We start from the raw sequence: 23,333 nt of genomic DNA on the forward strand, positions 1-23,333 counted from the left end.
TTTTATAACCACTTTCTCTTTTCTCTTATAGGATCCCTTTCAACATAAAATTCCAATACATATAGGGCAACATATATCTTTTAAGTAAAAACATACTATATCGTTCTTTCGCTTGATTAAACGGAAACGTTTCTTGAGGCTCATGTTCATAGTTAAATTCAGCGAGTATAAGGCTTTTATAACCTGTAACAATCGGACATGATGTATATCCATCATATTTAGCCTGTAAATCTCTTCCGCTAAGTACGTCCATAATATTTTGTTTTAAGACGGGTATTTGTTTTCGAATTGCTGCTCCAGTTTTAGAGGTAGGTAAATTGGTACAATCTCCAAGTCCAAAAATATTTTTATATTGCACATGCTGCAAAGTATAAGGGTTTATATATACCCACCCCTGAGAATCACTTATTTCACTCTCTTTAATAAAATTAGGTGGCCCCATTGGTGGAACAACATGGATCATACTGTATGGTACAGTTTCTCTTTTCAGTGTTTGCGTATCTTCAAAAATTGCTTCTCTCTTTTCGGAAATAATTTCTACTAAGTTTTTATTATAATTCGTTATAATTTGCTTTCTTTCTAGTACTTGTTCCAATGTATTAGCATAACGTGGAACCTGAAATATGTTAGTGTTCGCAGTATAAAACATTACTTCACTTTTGTTTCTTACACCGCTATTAGAAAAATACTCTTCTGCTAAATACATAATCTTTTGTGGAGCACCACCGCATTTAATAGGAGTATTGGGGTGGGTAAAAACCGCATTTCCTCCTTTAAATTTTTCAATTTCTCTCCAAGTTGAATCAACATATTTATAGGAGTAATTACTACAAACGCCATTAGTCCCGATAGATTCCTTTAAACCTTTAATACCGTCCCAATTTATTTGTATACCGGCTGCTACAATAAGAATTTCATACTGAAGCAGCAGTCCATCATCTAAAAGTATCTTATTTTCAGTTGGAAATAACTTAACAACACTTTTAGGAATCCACGTTGCTCCTTTTGGAATAAGCGATTCTTGATCACGCATCGTACTTTCCTTTGAAACAATGCCTCCCCCCACTAAACTCCATAGTGGCTGAAAGTAATGTTTTTTTGACGAATCAATAATCGCTATACTTTCTTTCAATAGGGGGACATTTCGTAATAAATGTGCAGTAGAAGATAGTCCTGCAGTCCCAGCACCAATCACAATAATTTTATAACTATCTCTGGTCTTCATTATCCTCCTCCTATCTGAAATTAATTTTTAAATTAACTCATTGTTAGCCTTATTTCATTGTAGTAACAATATTATAAGTTATAAACACTATTATTTTTTCTGGTTTAAATGAATATTTCGTTAATATTACCCATTGAGATTACTATATGCGTAAATCTCTTATGTTACTTCTTTAATTTGTTTCAAACACTACAATCTTTACATTTTTCAATGTTATCCGTATACTATGTCACTTTATTAACATTAAATTTCTAAAGATAATGTTAATAAAGTGCCTATGGTATGGTTTGTCCATCCTCCTTTTCAGGGGAAGTACAAAAACAAACTTATTCCAATAGCTCTAATTTTCCGAACGGGAAAGCCCACTACGTTGCGATAGCACCCAATTTAGGGGTGGGATAAGCGTGAGGTCAAATGCGATGTACAGATAAAATATTAGAAATAGTATAATTTTCATAATAGACAAGTAAAAGTCTCTAAAACAAACTTGTTCTCTGAAAACAGAATACATATGAGGTTGGAGTAACAAATTCTTCTACTCCGTAAAATGTATTGAGTCGTCAAGCACAAGACGCTAAAACACATTTGAGAACTCACAATCTGACTCGTTTGGCAATAAAACGAGTGCCGTGTCTGCTATATGCACTGGACACGGAGTGGTGATGGCACACTGCAATCTTGCACGTCAACGATACTAGAAATAGACTTCGCCTTTGGTAGCAAGAATCCCACTGAAGTTACTCAGCTTGTGGCTTTGGCCGTGGGAGTGTCAAATATATGTGCTTTATTCTTTCATTTTGTTTACACACTTAAACGAAACGAGCATATGATATTATATACTAATCCAAAAACCATATTGTCTACTTTCTAAGAGCACTGATCTGTGTTCTTTTTTTTGTTCTCAAATTACTCTAGATTTCCATCGATACTACTAAAAACTTAAGCCTTGTATCTCATCCTACTCAAATACCATTCAGAATAGCTCCATGTACTTGTTATCTCCTACCTCATAATTCCGATCCATATCAATTGAATCTTGCAATAGCTGATCACTAGATCATACAATATCTCTGTCATATATCTCCTTACCATTTTTTATCTTTTAAACTTTTGTATCTTAGTATTTTATAATTATCATATTGATCATGAAGGGATAAAACCGGAAAGTGACTTCTATTAGTCCAAGCACTTCATATTTCAACCACATACACTATAAAATGTTTGGAGTTTAATACATTATTATAACTTAAAGTTAGGAGGGTTTAATATGGCAGCATGTAAAGGTTTAGCTTGTGTTATATTCTCTATATGGCCAGTGGGAACAATTGTTACAGTTACTACTAGATCAGGCCAAATTATTGGTCCTGCTACTTTTTCTCAATTTATTCCGAATACTTGTGCGGTGATTTTAGTTGAAGAAGATGTGATTACCCCCTCTTCTACCAATACTATATTCTTAAGTTGTGAGGATATAGAAAGTGTGACTTTAACCACTCCTTAAAATGATTCATATGGTTCTAGCTTAATCCATATTTAAGCCAATCTAATGAATGTCTTTTTTCATGAAAGATCTAATCTGTATGCTCTAAAGTGCTCCCTTCTAATGTATCTATTATTTCAATAAATTGCTTTAATTTAAATTTTTTCTCTTTTAAAGGTTACTTGTCTACACATCGTTCTACAAACTTTCATATGATATAGTATATTGTTTAAAGGAGGGATAAATTTGTTCTTATGCAATTTATTTGGTTGTTCAGGTGGAGTATGTAGTATTTTTAAAGATTTACAACCAGGCGAAGTCGTTACTGTGACTGGGAAATCTGGAAATATTATTGGACCTGCTATTTTTACAAATTTTAATCCTAATACTTGTATCGTCACATTAGAAGAGGAAAATTCAATTACTCCTCCTACCACAAGTATTACTAAGATTAGTTGTAAAGAAATAGAAAGTGTTACATTTTTCTCATAATATATTTTAAACCTAAAGCAGGGATTGAAATATGAAACTCTTATACATTACTTCTGGTTACTCAAAAATCTATCAATATTTAGATCAAAGCATACAGGGAACACTTATCGATCAAAATTTCGAATGGCTAGCAGTAGAGCCGAGTGAATTAATACAGCAATTGGATTTCATTACAACAACGTTTCATCCCGATATTGTTTTCACCTTATTAGGTAATCATCTACCACAAAAAGCAATCCAATATTTTAAAAAAAGGAAAATTAAATTAGCTGTCTGGTTAACTGAGGATCCATTTTATATAGATACCTCTCTTCTTCTATTAAATAACTTCGATTTTATATTTACTATTGACAGTGAAGCACTTAAATATTACACAGCTTTAGGATATACCAATGTATATCACTTACCTTTAGCAACTAATATAGATGTATTTAAACCTAATCTAAAAATTCCAAAATATAAAAGTGAAATATTGTTTATTGGATATCCTTATCCACTCCGGGTAAAATTGATACATTTTCTTTTGGAAAAAACCCCTTATCACTATACTATTATTGGTCAACACTGGAGAAATAAGTTATTAAAAAAATGGAAGAATCACCGAAGAATTAAGATTATAGAAGAATGGGTTCCACCTCAAGAAGTTGCACTCTATTATAATAACGCTAGTCTCATTTTAAATCCTCATCGTAGTCATCTATTTCCACAAAATAAAAATAATAATAAAGTAAAAAATAATACCATTAATAACCGTACCTTTGATATTGCCGCTTGCCAAGGCTTTCAAATTATTGAAGAAAAATATGACCTTTCATCTTTCTTCAATAAAGATGAAATTATATCCTATAACAGCTTTGAGGACTGTTTAAATAAAATATCCCTTCATTTGAATGATACGATTTTAAAAAAGTTAATGGTCGAAAAAATTTATACAAAAGTTATTACACAGCATACTTTTCATGAGAGAATCCATTTTATAACGACTATTTTACAATCACACCTTCATTAATTTAAAAAGATTCCCTTCTGCATATAGGTGCACAAGGGGATCTTTTTAAATTAATCTATTCGTTCTACAGATAATGCCCATAGATAATTAAAAAACGGTGTAAATCCACACTAACATCTATAATCATCCCCCTTTTTATCGAAAAAGAAGACCTGCATTAACGCAGGTCAAATATAAATTAGGGATTGTTCTTAGATAAAATTATTGACGATCACTTATTCTTGTGGAGACGGGAATCTTGCAGCTTCAAAATGCGTACTATTTTCTACATTTGAAATAACTCCAGCTACGCTACTTTGTGCAAAAACCTCAACTACATCCCCTGCATTCAATTGAATTATTGATGAAACCGCTACAACATTAGCAAAGTTTATTGGACCAAAAAAATCATTATCTATTGCAATTGCCGGATTTCCATTAACTCGAATTTCTACCCGCGCTCTATAGTTTGCGTTTAGATTATTGGGAATGAACGCAATTGTTCCAATAACAGAGTAAACGCCTCTTGTCTTTGGTATAAAAATGGATGTTGCAGGGTTATATTCATTTGCTAAATCAAATTGTTCATTTTGGAATAAAACTTTAACAAATGTATTTGCTGGCACATTCTGATTAACTGTGCTCACAGCTCTAAAAGCAGATGCTCTTACAAGATTGTATCCGTTATCATCAGGACAACAATTTACTTTTACATTAAACCACGGTTTTTCATCACATTTTTCATAACTCTTACTACTTCTATGACAATCATGATATTTCTTTTTGTAATCCTTGCAATGATCACTGTAGTAATAAGACATACTAGATTCCTCCTTTTAATTTATTACTACATACTATGTAAGGTAGATTAGAAAAGTTTGGACAAACTATTACTATTTTTAATAGAATTAAAAAAGCCCCACCAACAAGCGGGGCAAGGAGACAATACAACATCTAAATTAGAACAACCACATCATTTACTATCTATATCAATAGTATAAAATACTAGAATTTCATTTTCACTATTATAAAATCTATTTTTTAAAATCCAACTCTCCTAAAATCTGATTTCAACCTCCACTTGCATAAAAAATCATTTCACTTAATCATTCATTTTTCGAAAAATCATTTCAAATACCTTTATCAACTCGTTTTTGAATATTTCAACAATAAATTAATATACAAACCTTGCATAAACTATTCGTTTCTTTCTCTAAGGAAACACTTTTAAATTTTGACAACTATTTGAACGACGAATTATTATACATTATTTAAAATAATTGTATAATTTTGTCTAAACAAACGTATTTACACTTCATTATGCCAAATATAGACTGGAAAGCGTAAGGGAAAGATATATTCCTAAAAAAACATAGGGAGGCTTTATAGAATGGGAAAAATAAAAAAGTTTGCGGGAATGGCCTTAGCAGGCACAATTGGATTAAGTGGTTTAAATTTATTTGGTACAACAACTGCCAGCGCTGCAGAGTACAAGTCATCTTTAAATTCAAAGCAATTCATAAACATTTCTAGTCCCCAGTTACAAATCAACAACTTACAAGAAAACATTAATGCTCGGACTAGCGCTAAAATTGTAGGGAAAAATATTCAACTTGAAATTTATAATTTGGAAAACCCCTTTAATACACAGTTCTACAAAAAAGTGTTATGGTCTTTTGATGCGGATCATCCATTTGGATCAGGAGAATCACCTTCATACTTTCATTATGTAAATACAAAATCAAGCAGTTCAAAACTTAATTATACTAAAGCTAGCTTACCATTATGGAAGTATCCAGAAATAAAAGAAGATACAACAATTTACGGCTATGTTCAAGCAAAAAATGGACTCTATTATCCAGCTGGATCAACACAAGTTACTAAATAAAATAATGGTAACGCTAAACTAATACTCTAACATTCCTTTCCCAAAGTTAACATAGAGTAAAAGTTTAAAAAAAGACACTCTTATAGTGTCTTTTTTTATATAATACCCAAAGCTGTAACTATCAACCAAATAGTACTTTTTTTATTTTCATAGAAATTATCGCGCCTCATCATCAACCAGTTATAAACATAGGAATCTTTGATTTTCTCATTCCCCAAATACTTCAATTCAATAATCTGCTGCTGATCTTTATCAAACGCATTTTGCAATGTCCGTTCAATTTGTTTGAAACATATCACATGATTCTTATCATCTTTTATTTTAGGAAAAAGAACGATGCCCCCGCTTGAGCCTGTTCTTCTTGATTTTTCATCCGAACGCACAATGCCTTGTAGTTTTTCAGCTCCTTCACCACAAGACTACGCATTTCCTTTTCATCGATGTCCTCAAAAAATGACAATTGATTCATACGATACGGTTCCCCTCCGTTCGATCTACTTACTTGAATGGTTAGCCTTTTTCTTATCCATACTATATTTATGCATCTAGATTGTCACTTTTAGAACGAGCAGTTAGATTTTGCTAGCTGCTCGTTTATTTACACTTATTGTAAGACTTCGAATACATAATGTTTGAAGTTGCTCTGTTTTATCAAATGGCGATTCACTACGATTTCCTTTTTTATTTCTCAACATCCAAAATATGGTATCGACATTCAAGTAATGGTAATATAAAGGTACCTTCAGTTGTTAACTGTCATGCCCTTTTCAAAGGCCCTGTCTAAAAACAGGGCCTTTGAAATTTATTCTCTACTAAAATATTTTTGTTATAAGTCTCTCTATAAACACTTTAATTTTCTCAGTATCAAATTAAATCCCACGAAATAGGTGTTCCTTTTTTAATATCCTTACTCGCTTTCTTTCCGATAAATTTGGATAAGTGTTTTGATAATAAGCCATTCCCTGGTCTAATGGCTTTAACATTTTCATTTGTAAAGACTTCTCCCGCTTTTATGTTTTCTACTACATATAATGATCTTCTAAATTTTAAAGAATCTTTTTCTATATCAGTAGGGCCATAATATACATTCCCCAAAGATTCCCATGCTTTTTCAGTTTCGCTTACTAATAATTTAAATTCAGCTGGTTCCATTGAGAATTTAGCGTCAACTCCTCCATCCGATCTTGAGAGCGTTAAATGTTTCTCAATTACTGTGGCTCCCAAAGCAACACTCGCTACAGATACACCTACTCCCAGTGTATGATCAGATAAACCTACCTCACATTTAAATAACTCCTTCATATGAGGTATGGTAACTATATTTGTAGATTTTGGAGATGCAGGATACGTACTTGTACATTTTAATAGAATTAATTCTTTACACCCCGCTTCTCTCGCAGCTCTTACTGTTTCATCTAGTTCAGCAATCGAAGCCATACCTGTCGAAATGATTATTGGTTTTCCTGTTGCAGCTACTTTACGTATGAGAGGAATATCAGTATTTTCAAAAGATGCGATTTTATAACAAGAAACATTTAATGTCTCCAGAAAGTCTACAGCGGTTTCATCAAATGGCGTACTAAATGGTATCATTCCTAACTCTATGCAGCGATCAAAAATTGGTTTATGCCACTCCCATGGTGTATAAGCTTCTTTATATAAATTATAAAGTGATTTACCTTTCCATAAGCTTTTTGTATCGTGAATTAAAAAATCACCATTTTCTATATTTAAAGTCATTGTATCTGGTGTATATGTTTGAATTTTAAAACCTTGTACCCCAGCCTCCGCAGCTGCCTCTACAATTTGCAACGCCCTATCTAATGATTGATTATGATTCCCCGACATTTCTGCAATAATAAATGGTGGCGAGCTATTGCCAATCTCTCTACCTCCGATATATACATTACTCAATTTTTTCACCTTCAAGTTCTTTTTTTATAGCTTCTTTCTTTTCCATCCATTGTTCATGAGACAGGGTCATTATAATAACATCAATATAATCATTATTCCTATAAATATAGTTTTCATATCTTCCATCTTCTTGGAACCCAAGTTTCTGATGAAAGTTTAAACTAATACGGTTTGATTCTATTATTTCTGCGCACACTTTGTGTATGTCTTTCGTTTCAAAAATATAGTCTAATGCTAATAAACCTAATACAGTTCCAGCACGTTTTGCGCTTTGTTTTTCACCTATATAAAATCCCCAATAACACGTCTGATTCATTTCATCTATTTTTGTAAAATTAACAAATCCAATTGGTTTTTCTTTATATGTTAATAATCTTGCAACCTTTGTATCATCTATTATTAGTTTTTCATACCATTTTACATGCTCGTCTATTGTAATTTGATGGTCGTCATACATAACTGATCGTATTTCTTTTGTATTCCGCCACTTTAAAATAAGTTCTAAATCTTTCTTTTCTAAACTTTCCAATTGAAAATCCCCAATACCTAACATACTATCCTCCTAAAATAATTTTTTCTATTTCCTTTGAATTACTGGCACACTGTATAGAAAGAGCTTTATTAGACATTTCTTTCACTATTTTAGAATCTGATAAAAATTTGTTTAGACATTTCGTAATTGTTTTATCCGATACACTTTCAGCTGTACCGATATTCCATGTAGCTCCAGCCTTCGCTACAGCCTTGGTTACTTCAATTTGATTATCGGCAGTTGTAATTGTTATAGAAGGTAACCCAAGAAAGCAGCGTTCCCATGTGGTTGTACCCCCAGCTCCTATCCCTAAATCGGCTCGTACGAGAAACTCTTCCATGTTCTCTATTTGACAATAAAATGAAGCGTTAGAAACACTCTTGCAATAAGTTTGAATCTCCTCTTTATGCGGATTTTGGCTCCCTACGACAACGTCTATTTTTAAGTTATCTTTATTTATATTTTGTAAGGCTCTTAACGTTTTTAATGTCTCATTTGTTACATCATGTCCTCCAAAAAAAATAAAAATCCTTTCAATTTCTCCTGTTCTTTTTCGTGAAAATTTATTAGCGGCATGAAATTCTGGCCGTAATATAGCATATTTAGGTCCCAGTTTTACTAATGAATGCTCTGGTATTAAATCTTTATAGCGACCATTAAGGTTATCGTATAAATTTTGGTCTAGTAACAAATCACAGTCGTGCATTCGATTGGCAAGATCATCGATTACCATGATTTTTCTTACATTTTTTCTTAAAGCAGACTCCCACTTATTATCTAATCCATAATGATCAACAATTAACCAATCAAAGTTGGGAAGTTGTGACAAGATATCATTGGTCTGTTTTGCATCAACAAACCAATGATGTTTTAACCAGTTTAAATAACTCCCGTGTACTGTACTTAAGAAATTCGTATTTTCACCATCTGCATCTAATAAAAACACATGAAATCCTTTATTTAAAATATATTGATACAAATCACCTTGCAGCTTACGACATATGAAATAAACTTGAGCACCTTTATTCCGTAATTCATTGGCCAGTGTTAAACAACGCATAATATGACCAGTACCTATTTCAATAGATGCGTCGGCACGAAAGGCAATTTTTTTCTCAAGCAAGATACTCCCTCCTCACTAAAAGCACTACAATTTATTAATTTATAATTTTGTTTCTTTATTTAGCTCATCTACTAATGACTGTTGATTTGCCCATTTCAATTTCACATGACTATTAATTTGAATAATTTCAGGATTTCTAAGGATGTAATCTTTTATTTGATGAAAAAATAAAGGCTTAGATTTTACATTCAAACTTTTATAAAGTTCATTGAACATATCTAAATCTGGTTTTTCGTCTAATGTTAACCTCCAAGTAGGGTAACAAAATGATGGAGGGAGTTTCACTATATTGACCCGAAATAAATGTGGATTATTAATAAAATAAAACGGAAGATATTCTGCATAGGTTAAAGGTTTTGGGGTTTGTAGTAGTCGTTCGATTGCCTCTAATGTAAAAACATCGCCTGCTGTTCCGACAGGTAACGTACTTAGCTCTGCCTGTGTATAATCTGCACCGCTTTTCAGATGTTCATCTAGTAAAAAATTATTAATTTCTGGTGACACAGCGGGACAATCCCCGGTAATCCGTATGACAATGTTTGCATTTTCTTGTTTTGCAGCTTGGAACATGCGATCAGCGGTATTTTCTGAATCACCTCTAAAAATCTTAACTTTTCCATCTAAATCAAATTTTTCCAAAGGATCATCTTGTTCAATATCTGAAGTAGCAAGTATGACCTGGTGTTTTCCTGGAATAGCTAATGTATTTATAAGACATCGTTCAATGGAAGACACTCCGTGTATTGGCAATATTGCTTTTAAAGGTAACCTAGTAGATTTTAAGCGGCAAAGTACAATTATTACTACCTTAGGAGGTTCAATAACCTCTTTTGTTAATGGGGTACCTGCAGACAAATTATATACAGCTACCTGAGGTAATAATTCCTCTGCTTCAAGCTCGTTCAGCGCATTTTCTACAACATTTAATTCCATTGTTACTTTATTAGCTGTAATAATCTCTCCCTTTTTAATATCAACTTTTGTAACTGCTCTTAACAATTTCTGATTTTGCAATTTTATTAACACCCCTTTCATTTAATTTTTAGCAACACTATAAAACGAAAGAACTTTTCTCACAGCTTGTATTACATCCCACACATCAGCTTCTGTCATTTTAGGAAATAGAGGCAGTGTAATAATTTCCTCATATACGTTTTCTGCTTGCGGACAAATACCTTTTTCAAAACCTAATTTTTGATAAAACGGTTGTAAATGTACGGGTATATAGTGCACATTCACACCGATATTTTCTCTTTGTAACGCTTCGTAAACTTCTTTTCGATTACATTTTAATAACTTAGTATTTAAACGAATGATATAAAGGTGCCAGCTCGAACTGGTTTGAGGCAATTGCTTTGGTATGATGATTTCAGATAAAGAACTAAATTCTTTATTATAGATGTCTACATATTTCTTTCGAATCTTAACAAAAGAGTCTAACTTACTTAACTGTGATATACCAAGAGCAGCTTGTATATCCGTAATTCTATAGTTGTAACCTAAGAATTGCATTTCATAATACCAAGGCCCATGATTTTCAAAAAGTTTATGGGGATTCCTTTCAATTCCATGTGTACGGAATTGAACAAGTTTTTCATAAAAAAGAGGATTATTTGTGGTAATTACTCCGCCCTCTCCGGTAGTAATATGTTTTACTGGATGAAAGCTAAACATTGTCATATCACCAATTGAACCAATCTTTTTATTTTTATATGTGGCTCCTAATGCGTGGGCTGCATCTTCAATGATAATCAAATTATTTTCTTTTGCTATTTTTTGTATTGCTTCTAACTCTACAGGCTGCCCAGTAAAGTGTACGGGAATAATGGCTTTTGTTTTGTTTGTAATCATTTCCTCTATAGATTTAGGACTAATGTTATATGTTTCATTGTCAATATCGGCAAATACCGGCTGTCCTCCCTGATATAAAATACAATTTGCACTTGCTACAAATGTCATTGGAGTTGTAATTACCTCATCTCCCTCAGTTATACCAGCTGCATAGCAGGCAGCATGCAATGCAGCTGTACCATTTGAAAAGGAAACAGCGTATTTTGCTCCCACATATTTCGCTATAGCCTCCTCAAACTGTTGAACCATAGGTCCTGTTGTTAAAAAGTTCCCTTTTAATACGTCTACAACAGCCTGAATGTCATATTCATCAATTTGTTGCTGACCATATGGTAAATAAGTTTCTCTAACAGGCTTTCCTCCATGAATACCGAGAATTCCCCTTACCATTACTCTTTCTCCTTAGGGTTAATTTTTAAAGATTTAATCCACTCTTCTGTTTTAATAACTCCATCTTCTAAAGAAACTTTCGGTTCCCAGTTTAATATTGTTTTTGCTTTTTCATAGTTACATAATAATTTTTGGATTTCACTTTGCGGATGGATATGAGTTACATGTTGAATACTTACTTTATTTCCTGAAATCAATTCTGCTAATTTATTAATGGATATATCTTGTCCTGTTCCAGCGTTGATAATATGACCATTTGCTTTTTCAGAGTATCCTGCTGCCACAACAAAATCTGCACAATCTTCAACGTATAAAAGGTCTCTCGTTTGTTTTCCATCCCCATATATATTCAGTGGTACATTATCTAATTTATTATTTATAAAAATGGCAACAACCCCACCTTCCCCACCTGTTTTCTGGAATGGACCATACGTATTAAATGGGCGAATAACCACTACAGGTAGCTTATAAGCATAATAGTAAGATAAAACCATGTTTTCAGCAGCAATTTTTGATCCAGCATATGGAGAAGCTGGTTTAATTGGGTCTAATTCTGATATCCCTTGTATATTAGTAGCTTTATCATATACCATACAAGTACTCATAAAGACCATTTTGACATCATACTTAAGACATTGTTCTAACAAATTAAAAGTACCTATTGTATCATTTTCAAAAGTTGATCTAGCATCATCTATACTATCTTGAACATTAATACTCGCTGCTAAATGATAACAAAGGTCAAATGAATTATTTTTAAATAATTCAGCAACTAATTTTTTATCTTTAATATCCCCTTGAATGCATTGTTTTAAATTTAAATCGTGTACAAATTCGGTAATATTTGCAGTAGTTGAATTTGCTAAGTTGTCTAATATCCATACTTCATGCTTATCCTGCAATAATCTCTTTACAACCCACCTACCAATAAAACCTGCACCACCAGTTACTAATATTTTCATAGTTTCTCCCCTCCTGTTAATAGTTGCTGGTTTAATATTAAATTTCTAAGCTCTTCTTTTGAAATCGCATTTTGATTATCAGAACGGTAAAACCCTGCTTTCGCCCTTTTTGCATTTTCATATTGTGTACCCTTTTTTAATGGACTAGGAATGATAAACATATCTGGTAATTCAAAAGCCTGTAAAGACTCATCATGTGTCATAAGTTCTTCATACATTTTTTCACCAGGTTTTAATCCAATTTCTTCAATTTTTATATTCTTCTTAGGCAACCCATATAACTTTGTAACTTCTTCTATCATCACTTCACTTAAATCTTTTAATGAAATAACCGGCATTTTTAATATAAAAGTTTCACCACCCTTTGCTATTTTCATTGCTTCAATTGTTAACATAGTTGCTTGATTCAGTGTCATCATAAATCTACTCATACTAAGATCCGTTACAGTTATTTTTTGGTTTTCTTTAATTTGATTTTCAAATAAAGGAATGACAGAGCCTCTTGACCCCATCACATTTCCGAAACGAACACTTGCAAATATTGTTTCACTTGAACCTTTTGAATATTCCGCTGATGTAATCAATCTTTCAGCAGTTAATTTTGTTGCACCGTAATTATTTGTTGGTGAAATTGCTTTATCAGAGCTTGTAAAAACTACCTTTTTTACTTTCTGAGCAATTGCTGCTTTTATTACATTTTGTGTCCCAAAAATATTGGTCAAAACTGCTTCAAACGGATTATATTCACAAAAAGAAACATGCTTCATTGCGGCCACATGAAACACATAATCAATATTTTCCATCGCACTAAACACTCGATCATAATTGCGAACATCCCCAATTAAATAACGAATATTTTGACTCTTATCCCTGAATTCTTCTTGTAATAAAAATTGATTATATTCACTTCTACTAAAAATCCTTACCACTTTTGGCTTTTCCTGTAGAACATTAGAAAGAATACTTTTTCCAATTGTTCCTGTTCCACCAATAATTAAAACGTTTTTATCTTTAAAAAACATGAACATATATACCTCCTCATATTGAAATTACTTTTAGCTAAGAAAAACCTCTCTTCAAATTGTGTGTAGTCCCATAGGCAAGCCATTTGTCGAGAGATAAACTAGCTTGAAGGATATTGAAACATACGTTTCTATTGCAAATTTATGATACATTTTAATCATAGAAAACTTAGGAAATGATGTTGCTTTAGTAATCCTTTACTTCAAACATTAGTAAGTGGTGATTAGTTTAATCTTTTTCACTTTGAATTAATTTTATCAATCTTTTCGTGCATGCTTCTTGCGGATAGTTTTCAGTAATAAATTTTCTTCTTAATTCTTTCGCTAGATTTGATTGTAAAGAATCATTTAGAACTTTTTTAATCGTGCTAATCATATCTTCCATAGAATGATTTACAAGCCAATCTAATGTATTGTAATATTTATAATCCCTTTCCTCTAATAAAGATTTATAAACAACTACAGGTATATCTAATAACATTGCCTCTAACCCTACTGTTGAATTCGAGATAACCACAAGATTTGCATGTAAAATAACATCATACATGTTCACTTCATTTGTTATATATTTAACATTAGGATATACGTTACTTAACCTAATATATTCTCCTACTAAGTTACGCCCTTTTTCCCAAGGGTGAGGCTTTATAATAACCGTAATATTTTTGTCTTTCACTAACTTTTCTGTCAGTTCAATATAAAATGAAGTTTTAAATGGCTGGGTTGCAATAAAAACCACTTTTGTAGAGGGGTCTATTTTTAATTTATTAAAAATAGTTTTTTTATCCACATATGCTCTATTGAAGATCTCATCATATCTGGGGTGCCCTATTATCTTAATTTGAGATTCACAGCCCCCTTTTTGAAGGTACCAATCTTGCTCATATTTTCCATATACGACCTGCTTTGTTGCAAAAACCGGAAAGTATGCTTCCTCTCCCATTATTGCACCATGCTGAAGACAATAACTTGGTATCCCCTCACTTCTAGAAAGAAAAGTAAGAGCTCTACTTGTTATATCTTCCGTAGTACCAACAATCACACCAGAAATATCTTGTTCTTTAAAAATAAAATGGGTCATATTAAGTTTCTCAATCATGATAGGGAGGTCGCTGAGTAATTTTTTTTGAAAAAACATGTTTGATAATAGTGGGTGTTTATTAAACTTTAAAAAGAGTTCTTTAGCTTTTTCTATGAAAACATGTGCGGTATTAGAGGCTTTATTTATATAATCTGGTGCACAAATTGTAGGAAGACCGTAAAGTTCTGTCTTTTTTGATCTTGTTAGTATCTTTGTTTGATTTGGATTAAAGTGGGTAAAGTTACTTACTGAAAAACGGAGATAATCTGAATTTAGGAGGATTGCTCCATTTTGATTTTTTCTTTTTATTTTTGATTGAAATACAGAAATTATTTTTTCAAACTCTAACTGTAACTGAGTTTCCTCTATAGGCTCAATTGAAAGCTGCTTGTAAAAATTATGATCTTTCATTTTATTTTTTATATCTTCATCTAAATATTGATAAAAATTACTTAGTAATGGTAAAGGAATGTTATAATGCTTTAACTCTGAAAAAATATTTATATATTCTAGATTTAATAACCAGTAATTTTTCAAATAAATGTCACTCAATATTTCACCCTCTTTTTCTTCTTAAGTCTTCTCTTAATTCTTTACATGTTCTTTGTGGTGGTAATAGTTGTACAAATTCATTTTTTTCTTCGGCAAATAACTGCGCATGTATTGAATGAGGAGTAATATAATTAATATCTAAAACTTCATCTAAGGGATAAAAATCCCAATAGTGATTTAACCTCCAAAAGAAGCGTGCATCTCCTATCCGATAAAACTGTGGATCTTCATCCCAGTAAGAATTCCACCTTTTTTCAAGAATTGGTAAAACAGAGGCTCTATGCATAATAGAACAATGATCAATGGTACATGGAGCATTATTCGTAATTTTTTTTGCAGGTCTTTCAACCGTTTTAGTGGGCATATCTGATTCATCTATATGAATCGTTTTTGATGCAGAATAAATAATTTGAACATCTTTATTCTCATCAAGATAACTAGACATCTTTTTAAGGCGTTCTTCTTCATATTGATTATCATCTGTAATATAAGTTATATATTCCCCTTTAGCATGCTTAAGTGCCTCATTAATTAAAGCGGCATATCTTACTTTTTTTGTCCTTTCAGAAATATGAGCTACATTACTTTTATAAAAATGTACATTTTCCTTATTTATGAATGGTTGAATCACCTTCTGGGTCATTTCATCTGAATCATCATCCATTATAAAAAGCTCGAAATCTTGAAATGTTTGGTTTAATACACTTAATATTGATTTTTCAACAAACATAGGTTTATTGTAACTTGTCATTATAACTGAAATTTTAGGCAAATATTCCTCTCCTCCTTATCAATAAATACAAAAACAGTTACGTTATTATATAAATAGAAAGGACAAACCGTTCCGATAATTTTAAAATAAGTTTATTTATCTATAAAAAATTAATAGCAGTATTTATATTCACCCCTGTCCCTTTTTTCCTCCACAATAGTCCATACCATATCTATGAAAAGGTAATAAACTATTCAAGTATAAAAAAGAAAGTGTCGATAAAGCTTTAATTATTAGATTTCACTAGAAAAACACATTCAACATTCTAAATAGAGGTGAAAAATTTGCAACCCAAAATATCAATTATCCTTACTAGTTATAATAAGCCGTCATTAATTAATCAAGTTATTGAAAGTGTTCTAATGCAAACTTATAAAGAATGGGAACTTTTTATTATGGATGATAACTCTTGTCCAGAAACTATAAATGTCATAAAAAATTATCTAGAGGATCCTCGAATTACTTATAAGAATAGTTTTATACAAGATGAAGAACGATATAAAACTACAAGATATGCAACACTTATCAATGAGGCACTTCCATTAACATGTGGGGATTATATTTGCTATCTAACGGATGATACTATTTACCTTCCAAACAGATTAGCTGAAATGTTATCTTTCTTAGAAAAACATCCTGAAATTGATGTAGTGTACTCTTCCCAATACGTAAAACATGTTGATTATAACTTACAACCTACAAATGAATTTGTGAGAGAAGCTTCGAAAATTTTATATACAGCTGCTAATGTTGTAGATCACTGTTCAGTTATGCATACTAAAAGAATATTAGTAAAAGTCTATGAAAAGTACCGTGGATATTGGGATACAAACCCTTTATATTGGTTTGCTGGAGATGCAATGTTTTGGAAACGCCTAAATACATTCCAACCTTTTTATCCCATTAACAAAGTGCTTGATATTACTTTTAAAACACCATTCTCTTTCCAAAACTTGTACGCTAACCTCCCTTCAAAAGATTTAAATGGTATTTTGTTCAGTAATTTACAGGGTGAAGTATTTTTAATTGATAATTTTAAACGCAGGCTCATTTCAAAAGAAATGCTTTCCTATTTCAAATATAATCAAAATGAAATTGTCTTAATTCCCGATCCATTTATCTACAAATATACAGAAGGACCACCCATAAGCCTTACAACATCAATACCAAATCTACGGGTTGTGCAAAATGAAAAAGGAGAATTATTTTATATAGAAAATAATCAAAAACGTCCATTTATTAACACCATAGCATTCCGCAAATTTAAATTTTCAATTCAAGATATTATTAAAGTTTCACAACATAGTTTAGATCAATTTTTAGATGGACCACCTATTTATCCAAATTTATCCAATTATACAATCTTACCGGAAGGAAAGGTATTTATCTATCATCACAATTATTTCATCATGACAGATTATATGCTTCATCCCATAGATAAAGATATATTGCAAAAACTATATTTATTAAAGAACTGTATACCGATTTCAAAGGCTAATTTATCCTACTTTAGGATGGGCCCTCCTATTTCAACATACCCATCTTATCTAGCCGAAAAATACTTAGAATAGTACCAAGAAGGAGTATTATCAATAAAACAATAGAAAAAGGTCCTGAACTAAGTACCATGCTTGCCTACAGTATTATTAAAGGATTAAACGGATTGATAGAAAATGAACTAAATAAAAGTCCACATTTTTCTATTATTATCTCCTAATAGAGTGATAGAATTTATTTAGGTGATTAAAGATTCTTCTGAACTTGTAAAATAAATTATTATAAAAAGAGGATGCAAATAAAAATGCTTCCTCTTTTTATATCAAATCAAACTAATACATTAAAATACTTTTCATTAATCCGGATAAGTAATGTTTTTAAGCAAAATATTATCTAACATCTTAGCTGTTACAATAAGTAGATTCACATAATTCACAACTATGACAAGTATTAAATATCGCTTAAGTTTCGTTACCTTTTTCTGTATATAATGATGAAAAATTGTGAAATTTTATCGCATTACGCAAGACATTTAATATCAAATATATTACTTTTACTATGAACTAAATGTGTTTATAGGACTTTTCTAGATAAACAAGTTGCTAAATTAACTCTCAAGAAGTCATTACCATTACATTTATCTAAAAATTGAAAAAATATGTGTAGATATATATCATCTTAAATACATATATAATTAATTTTAATTCTCTGACATAATTCCACATCATTCTTAAACCCGTTTTTTGTGCATTATGAAATAAAATATTACACAATGTCAGTCTTTAAAAGATTATATATCAAAACTTTTAGAGAGGAAGAAAAACTATGAAGATGAAAAGGAAAATCATGATGACAACAGCACTTGCAGCAACATTAGCTACAGGTACACTACCTACCACATCAGTGTTTGCTGCAGAAAAAGAGGCTCCTATCCAACAAAACGAAGCACAAATGAGTATTCAACCATTAGCACAAAATAATTTAGAAACAGCTGTTAATGCTGCCTTAAATGGTCCAGAAGTCAAAAAAATAAAAGTATTTGAGCATGAATTTAACGTGAAAGAAATAGAAGTAGTAAATCTAGGTGCAGGAAAAAAATATGTTAAGGGACAAATTTCTCATCATTTAAGTTTCCGTCCAGATGATCAATTTTATTATGAGTTTACTGTGCAAGATGGAAAAGTAGTAGATAAGCCTGTATTTAGTATTGATAGAGGTGGTTGGACACCATTTGCTGCTCCACTTTTATCAATTCTTGCTGCTTATAATGGAATTCCAGTTAATCCAAATGATTTAAATGCACTTGGTCAGCAGATTGGTAAAGTTATAGATGGAAGCTGGGAACATGCAGCCCAATCAATCGCAACTGTAGTTAGTCTAAGTTTTAATGAGTAGAATTTTTCAATTTTTATTAGCATTGTAGGGATTCACTTTTTGTAATCAGCCTTGTTATAAGAGATTCTAAAACAGCTATTAATAAATTTTTACCACTCATTCACATTATCTTGATTAGTTTACCACCTTATCATTCATTATATGTCACAAAATAGAAGTCTTTTTTAGGACTTCTGTTTTGTTTGTATACAATACAATGAACAGTTGTTTTTTGGAGGCTATACTTCGATTTTTCAAGAATCCGTTTGGCTATTAGGTACAATTCATTAAAACAAATTATTAAAGTCTCAAATAACTTACTCCCCCTATTTTTAATTATTTTTAAATACAAAAATTTATTATCTTAAGAATGAAAAACAATAAATATAGGAAAAAATCATCTAGCAATTGTTTAAAGGTCAGGAGAGATAAAATGAAGAAAATAAAAATGAGAAATTTCATTAAAATTAGCATCCTCACTTGTATTACACTAGCAAGTTTAAGTACACCATCTACTATTTTAGCTGATAGTCATTCAGGTTATTCCTATGAATCCAATATAGGATATCAAAATCCAGCGTGGATGTCGAAAATAGAAGATTCTACAAAATTAAGTGAAATATCTATTCCAGGGACTCACGGTACAATGGCTTTACATGGAGCAAGCTTTCTTGATGAAAATTTGACAAGAAATCAAACTATGAGTCTATCCCAACAATTAAATTCTGGAATCCGATATGTAGATATGCGTGTTAAACGTGTAAAAGATTCTTTTGCAATGTATCATGGGATTGTAAATCAAAAAGCTGTGTTTGAAGATGTATTAAAAGAGACAATTCAATTTTTAAAAGATCATCCAACAGAAACAATATTAATGCGCCTAAAAGAAGAAACTACTCCTGAGAGTGGATCTCTATCATTTGAGGAGATATTTTTAAAATATAAAAACGTTAATGCTTCATATTTTTGGAACCCTAACTCCGTACCAACTTCAGATAGAAATAACCCTACTTTAGGAGATACCCGCGGGAAAATTGTAATCTTACAAAACTTTACATCCACTCAATTGTACGGTATTGATTACGAAGGTTTGAATATACAAGATAAATTTGAAATTGGAGGCGGACCAGACGAAATATATGCAAAATGGATTGCGATAAAAACCCATCTACAAAATGCAAATACTAACTTTAATAATGGAAAAATTTATCTCAACCATTTTAGTGGTACGGGGGGCGCAGCGGCATTTTTAAATAATGTATATCCTTGGTTTATTGCAAGCGGAAAAGAGAGCAGAAATACTGATAGTAGTCCTAAATTGATTCAAACGAATTCCACAAATGCATGGAGTGATTTCCCTCGCGATAGAAACGGACAAGTATACTATGGGGGAATGAATACACTTGGGACCGAAATCTTACAACAAGGCGTAATTAAACATTCTGGTATCATCGCAGCTGATTTTCCTGGTCCAGGTTTAATTGATAGTATCATTAAATTAAATGGTATACATTCTAATGAAAAAGAAATATTAATTTCGCAAATATCATCTGAATCTAGTCCTTTATCCGGGCAACAAAATCGATCCAGTCAAAATTTTAAAATTGATAGTTTACCTGTAGGTACCAAAGAATTAAAATGGGTTATTGAGCCTTCAGAAAAAGATTATTCTTCTACTATCTCTTTCAATGTAATGATTGATGTTTCCCTAGGAATAGATTCTACTCGTTGGAAAAACATTTCACATGGATCTAGGACTGAAGCTTACACAAATACTAAATACTATATTGCAAGTCCAACGGGTGCCACTAACAAATTCACAGTGAAAATATACGCTATTACAAATTAGAAAATAAAAAATCCCAATGAAATTCCATTGGGATTCTTTTTTAATTTCATTTCGTAAACATTAGGATGGGGTTTAAATCTTATTGATTTATCATTTAAATCATAAAATAATTCATATTTGGAACAGCCTTTAATTTTTAAAAGAAAACCCAAAAATGTTAACTACCTTTTCCCACCTGTCACTTATTCAAAACTGGCTTCCAAAGCGATAAGGCAAAAATCCAATTTGAGTCGCCATTTCCTTGATGATCTTGAACTGCTTCATACACTTTTCCCTCATGTACTACTCTATCGCCTTTAGTATATGCTTTTCTTGCATCCCATTTTTCATATGTTGAATCCTCTGACTTTGTTGTTACATTCAAAACATCACTTCTACTAGATTCATTTCCAGCTAAATCAACCGCCGTCACTACATATTTATACGATGTATTAGCCTTCAAATCTTTATCCATAAAGGATGTATTAGCCGCTGTCCCAATTTTATTCATAACCCCAGCGCTTTCTCTATATACAATATAATGGTCAACACCTACATTATCTTCAGACGGACTCCACATCAAATCAACAGTTGTCGCTGTTGTACCCATACTATGTAATCCTTTTGGTTGAGTTGGAGCCTCTATATCTGGGATTGCATGTGTTGTCTTAACCTTTAGTTTTTCACTTTCTTTTGATATGTTTCCAGCAGAGTCTAATGCCTTTATTGTATAGGTATATTCCGTATCTGCTTTTAGTTTTTTATCAATAAAAGTTGTACCTGGTACCGTATCAATTATTTCGCCATTACGTAACACTTGATATTCTTTTACACCTATATTATCAGTAGAGGCCTTCCATGTTATTTCAACACTATTGGCAGAAACTTTAGAGGCATTTAATTCAGTTGGTTGACTTGGAGCTACTGTATCAGGAGTTTCATTATTTACTAAATTTACATCAATTACATTATAAAACGCATTTGACGTATCTGCTACATCCCATACAGCTAAAATAACATGATAACCATTGCGATCAGTTGGTACATTAATTGTATGTGTTAAATTATTTGATGCGGCCGAACCGTCATGTTTCACAGTTCCAATTGGTTCTAATTCAGCACGTGTTAATGGTTTATTAGGATCCCATCCCTTTTTTGTAATGTAATAATGCCATTTACTTGTAGAATGTGCTGCTGTATATTTCCATGTAAATGTATTTGCTCCACCCTTAATTGTGTTTTTGAACCAACGATTTGTTGTTTGTTGGTCAAGAGTTCCTCCAAATAGTCCTCCTGCCGAAGCGATTTTACCATCAATCGGTCCACCTTCTGGAAACCCTTTAGGTGCTTCTAGACTTTGAGGTTCATACATTACATTCCCACAATTTAAATTTAATGCCCCATAATTCTGACTACATAAAGCAGCACGACTACTCGGTTTTTCAACAAACCCATGTGCATACGCACTTTGAGGAATCATTGTAATTGCCGTCACCCCTGCAGCCAGAACACAAGCACCAATTCCTTTTTTACTTTTTCTTAATCTTTCCAATTTAGATGTTAATTTCAAATTCATTCTTGTCCCCCCAATATATTGTTTTCGCTAATATAATAGCAATATAGGGATAAACGAACAAATCACCAATTAATATATTAATATCTCTCATAAATTGGTACATTTATTATTATTTTTAATCTCCTATAAGAATAAAGTAAATACAATTACGCTATTTTGTAACATTATGTATTTAAAGAAGAATAAAAACCTCATTTTATTTCACAAAAAATTCAAATATTAAAACGGATAATTAAATCATGTAGGAAAAATAAATTTTTTATATTACAAAAAAGCAAAAAAAGTCTGGAAGAAACCGATTATATCCGTTTCTTTCAGACATTCACTTCTTTTATATCACTCACAAATCCTTTAACCTTAAACATATACACTTGAAGTTGAAACCCACATATCTAATATAACCTATATGTTGACTAGCTTCTAAATGTTAAAATTCATAAATTAATAGTAACAGACCCATTAAAACAAGCCATTTAGCAAACACATATTATATTCTTACTAATTCAATCTAACGCTTAATTACTTATAAAATAACTTAAGGTATCTAGCTTAACTGTATTTTCTTTATTAATACCATTGTCTACCCTGCATTTCCTTACTTTAAACAGATCCTCAAGAGATTGCTAATGTTTAAGAAAAAGGAAAAGATTTGAAAACCCATTTATCATTATCATATTCTAAAAATTTATTATGTTATTTTTATCTAATAAGGCACAGAAACAAAGGGTAAACTTCAGCGTGCTTGAGAAACGTTTAAAGGGTACTTTAGTACTGAGTTTTTATTAA

20 protein-coding genes and 1 pseudogene are annotated in these 23,333 nt (G+C 31.6%); 8 read left to right on the forward strand and 13 right to left on the reverse strand.

Going from position 1 to position 23,333, the window contains the following annotated elements; all coding sequences use genetic code 11:
* Positions 1–25 precede the first annotated feature (25 nt).
* Positions 26–1,225, reverse strand: coding sequence for an NAD(P)/FAD-dependent oxidoreductase (locus tag ACS2MN_RS25145; RefSeq protein ID WP_098806075.1), 1,200 nt, complete (start codon positions 1,223–1,225; stop codon positions 26–28).
* Between the two features lie 1,267 nt (positions 1,226–2,492).
* On the opposite strand from ACS2MN_RS25145, the gene ACS2MN_RS25150 reads away from it, so the two are divergent.
* The 3 genes from ACS2MN_RS25150 (at position 2,493) to ACS2MN_RS25160 (ending at position 4,206) form a co-directional block, all read left to right on the forward strand.
* A complete protein-coding gene (locus tag ACS2MN_RS25150; RefSeq protein WP_098806077.1) occupies positions 2,493–2,726 on the forward strand; it encodes a CGEA protein in 234 nt (77 codons plus the stop codon).
* Between the two features lie 225 nt (positions 2,727–2,951).
* The gene (locus ACS2MN_RS25155) at positions 2,952–3,197 is read left to right on the forward strand and encodes a CGEA protein (protein WP_097957441.1); all 246 of its coding nucleotides are present in this window, start codon (positions 2,952–2,954) and stop codon (positions 3,195–3,197) included.
* A 31-nt stretch (positions 3,198–3,228) separates the two neighbouring features.
* A complete protein-coding gene (locus tag ACS2MN_RS25160) occupies positions 3,229–4,206 on the forward strand; it encodes a CgeB family protein (protein WP_098806078.1) in 978 nt (325 codons plus the stop codon).
* 215 nt (positions 4,207–4,421) lie between these two features.
* On the opposite strand, the gene ACS2MN_RS25165 is transcribed toward ACS2MN_RS25160, so the two are convergent.
* The gene (locus ACS2MN_RS25165; protein ID WP_098071210.1) at positions 4,422–5,006 is read right to left on the reverse strand and encodes an ABC transporter permease; all 585 of its coding nucleotides are present in this window, start codon (positions 5,004–5,006) and stop codon (positions 4,422–4,424) included.
* A gap of 569 nt (positions 5,007–5,575) precedes the next feature.
* Between ACS2MN_RS25165 and ACS2MN_RS25170 the strand changes: the two are divergent.
* Positions 5,576–5,648: pseudogene (locus tag ACS2MN_RS25170) on the forward strand (enoyl-CoA hydratase); the annotation flags it as partial.
* Positions 5,621–6,073, forward strand: coding sequence for an enoyl-CoA hydratase (locus tag ACS2MN_RS25175; RefSeq protein WP_371411031.1), 453 nt, complete (start codon positions 5,621–5,623; stop codon positions 6,071–6,073). The pseudogene ACS2MN_RS25170 and the gene ACS2MN_RS25175, both read left to right, overlap by 28 nt.
* A gap of 316 nt (positions 6,074–6,389) precedes the next feature.
* Here the strand turns inward: ACS2MN_RS25175 and ACS2MN_RS25180 are convergent, their stop codons facing one another.
* The 10 genes from ACS2MN_RS25180 to ACS2MN_RS25225 form a co-directional block, all read right to left on the reverse strand.
* Positions 6,390–6,542, reverse strand: a complete 153-nt coding sequence (locus ACS2MN_RS25180) for a hypothetical protein (protein WP_170958005.1) — start codon at positions 6,540–6,542, stop codon at positions 6,390–6,392.
* A 395-nt stretch (positions 6,543–6,937) separates the two neighbouring features.
* Complete coding sequence (gene pseI, locus ACS2MN_RS25185) at positions 6,938–7,987, reverse strand: pseudaminic acid synthase (RefSeq protein ID WP_098806080.1); 1,050 nt, start codon at positions 7,985–7,987, stop codon at positions 6,938–6,940.
* Positions 7,980–8,540 (reverse strand): UDP-4-amino-4,6-dideoxy-N-acetyl-beta-L-altrosamine N-acetyltransferase, encoded by a 561-nt coding sequence (pseH, locus tag ACS2MN_RS25190; protein ID WP_061530391.1) that lies wholly within the window; start codon positions 8,538–8,540, stop codon positions 7,980–7,982. Before pseH ends, pseI begins: the two co-directional genes overlap by 8 nt.
* Before the next feature lies 1 nt (position 8,541).
* Positions 8,542–9,642 carry a UDP-2,4-diacetamido-2,4,6-trideoxy-beta-L-altropyranose hydrolase gene (gene pseG / locus ACS2MN_RS25195; protein ID WP_000890385.1) on the reverse strand — a complete coding sequence of 367 codons (1,101 nt, stop codon included), beginning with the start codon at positions 9,640–9,642 and terminating at the stop codon, positions 8,542–8,544.
* A 39-nt stretch (positions 9,643–9,681) separates the two neighbouring features.
* Positions 9,682–10,677, reverse strand: coding sequence for a cytidylyltransferase domain-containing protein (locus ACS2MN_RS25200; RefSeq protein ID WP_346994564.1), 996 nt, complete (start codon positions 10,675–10,677; stop codon positions 9,682–9,684).
* Positions 10,678–11,883, reverse strand: a complete 1,206-nt coding sequence (gene pseC, locus ACS2MN_RS25205) for a UDP-4-amino-4,6-dideoxy-N-acetyl-beta-L-altrosamine transaminase (RefSeq protein WP_346994565.1) — start codon at positions 11,881–11,883, stop codon at positions 10,678–10,680. It lies immediately after the preceding gene.
* Positions 11,883–12,845, reverse strand: coding sequence for a dTDP-glucose 4,6-dehydratase (locus tag ACS2MN_RS25210; protein ID WP_098806083.1), 963 nt, complete (start codon positions 12,843–12,845; stop codon positions 11,883–11,885). Before ACS2MN_RS25210 ends, pseC begins: the two co-directional genes overlap by 1 nt.
* Positions 12,842–13,867, reverse strand: coding sequence for an SDR family NAD(P)-dependent oxidoreductase (locus tag ACS2MN_RS25215; protein WP_198130971.1), 1,026 nt, complete (start codon positions 13,865–13,867; stop codon positions 12,842–12,844). The genes ACS2MN_RS25210 and ACS2MN_RS25215 overlap by 4 nt, the downstream gene beginning before the upstream one ends.
* A 229-nt stretch (positions 13,868–14,096) precedes the next feature.
* Positions 14,097–15,500, reverse strand: coding sequence for a CDP-glycerol glycerophosphotransferase family protein (locus ACS2MN_RS25220; RefSeq protein ID WP_346994567.1), 1,404 nt, complete (start codon positions 15,498–15,500; stop codon positions 14,097–14,099).
* A gap of 4 nt (positions 15,501–15,504) precedes the next feature.
* Entirely contained in the window at positions 15,505–16,272 is a 768-nt protein-coding gene (locus tag ACS2MN_RS25225) for a glycosyltransferase family 2 protein (RefSeq protein WP_346994568.1), read from the reverse strand.
* A 284-nt stretch (positions 16,273–16,556) separates the two neighbouring features.
* On the opposite strand from ACS2MN_RS25225, the gene ACS2MN_RS25230 reads away from it, so the two are divergent.
* From ACS2MN_RS25230 to ACS2MN_RS25240, 3 genes are all read left to right on the forward strand, one after another.
* Complete coding sequence (locus ACS2MN_RS25230; RefSeq protein WP_098806086.1) at positions 16,557–17,843, forward strand: glycosyltransferase family 2 protein; 1,287 nt, start codon at positions 16,557–16,559, stop codon at positions 17,841–17,843.
* 751 nt (positions 17,844–18,594) lie between these two features.
* Positions 18,595–19,164, forward strand: a complete 570-nt coding sequence (locus ACS2MN_RS25235; RefSeq protein ID WP_198130848.1) for a methyltransferase — start codon at positions 18,595–18,597, stop codon at positions 19,162–19,164.
* A gap of 412 nt (positions 19,165–19,576) precedes the next feature.
* Positions 19,577–20,992: a phosphatidylinositol-specific phospholipase C gene (locus ACS2MN_RS25240; RefSeq protein ID WP_198130847.1), complete on the forward strand. Its 1,416-nt coding sequence runs from the start codon at positions 19,577–19,579 to the stop codon at positions 20,990–20,992.
* A gap of 178 nt (positions 20,993–21,170) precedes the next feature.
* Here ACS2MN_RS25240 and ACS2MN_RS25245 read toward each other — a convergent pair whose 3' ends face one another.
* Positions 21,171–22,547, reverse strand: coding sequence for a lytic polysaccharide monooxygenase (locus ACS2MN_RS25245; protein WP_198130846.1), 1,377 nt, complete (start codon positions 22,545–22,547; stop codon positions 21,171–21,173).
* Positions 22,548–23,333: the final 786 nt, after the last annotated feature.

The organism is Bacillus cereus group sp. BceL062 (assembly GCF_051780025.1).
Taxonomy (GTDB): domain Bacteria; phylum Bacillota; class Bacilli; order Bacillales; family Bacillaceae_G; genus Bacillus_A; species Bacillus_A toyonensis.

Excerpts from the sequence above, each read along its gene's own strand:
- ACS2MN_RS25145 (WP_098806075.1), bottom strand. The coding sequence starts at position 1,225 with ATGAAGACCAGAGATAGTTATAAAATTATTGTGATTGGTGCTGGGACT.
- ACS2MN_RS25150 (WP_098806077.1), top strand. The coding sequence starts at position 2,493 with ATGGCAGCATGTAAAGGTTTAGCTTGTGTTATATTCTCTATATGGCCA.
- ACS2MN_RS25160 (WP_098806078.1), top strand. The coding sequence starts at position 3,229 with ATGAAACTCTTATACATTACTTCTGGTTACTCAAAAATCTATCAATAT.
- ACS2MN_RS25165 (WP_098071210.1), bottom strand. The coding sequence starts at position 5,006 with ATGTCTTATTACTACAGTGATCATTGCAAGGATTACAAAAAGAAATAT.
- ACS2MN_RS25180 (WP_170958005.1), bottom strand. The coding sequence starts at position 6,542 with ATGAATCAATTGTCATTTTTTGAGGACATCGATGAAAAGGAAATGCGT.
- pseH (WP_061530391.1), bottom strand. The coding sequence starts at position 8,540 with ATGTTAGGTATTGGGGATTTTCAATTGGAAAGTTTAGAAAAGAAAGAT.
- ACS2MN_RS25200 (WP_346994564.1), bottom strand. The coding sequence starts at position 10,677 with ATGAAAGGGGTGTTAATAAAATTGCAAAATCAGAAATTGTTAAGAGCA.
- pseC (WP_346994565.1), bottom strand. The coding sequence starts at position 11,883 with ATGGTAAGGGGAATTCTCGGTATTCATGGAGGAAAGCCTGTTAGAGAA.
- ACS2MN_RS25210 (WP_098806083.1), bottom strand. The coding sequence starts at position 12,845 with ATGAAAATATTAGTAACTGGTGGTGCAGGTTTTATTGGTAGGTGGGTT.
- ACS2MN_RS25215 (WP_198130971.1), bottom strand. The coding sequence starts at position 13,867 with ATGTTTTTTAAAGATAAAAACGTTTTAATTATTGGTGGAACAGGAACA.
- ACS2MN_RS25235 (WP_198130848.1), top strand. The coding sequence starts at position 18,595 with ATGAAGATGAAAAGGAAAATCATGATGACAACAGCACTTGCAGCAACA.
- ACS2MN_RS25240 (WP_198130847.1), top strand. The coding sequence starts at position 19,577 with ATGAAGAAAATAAAAATGAGAAATTTCATTAAAATTAGCATCCTCACT.
- ACS2MN_RS25245 (WP_198130846.1), bottom strand. The coding sequence starts at position 22,547 with ATGAATTTGAAATTAACATCTAAATTGGAAAGATTAAGAAAAAGTAAA.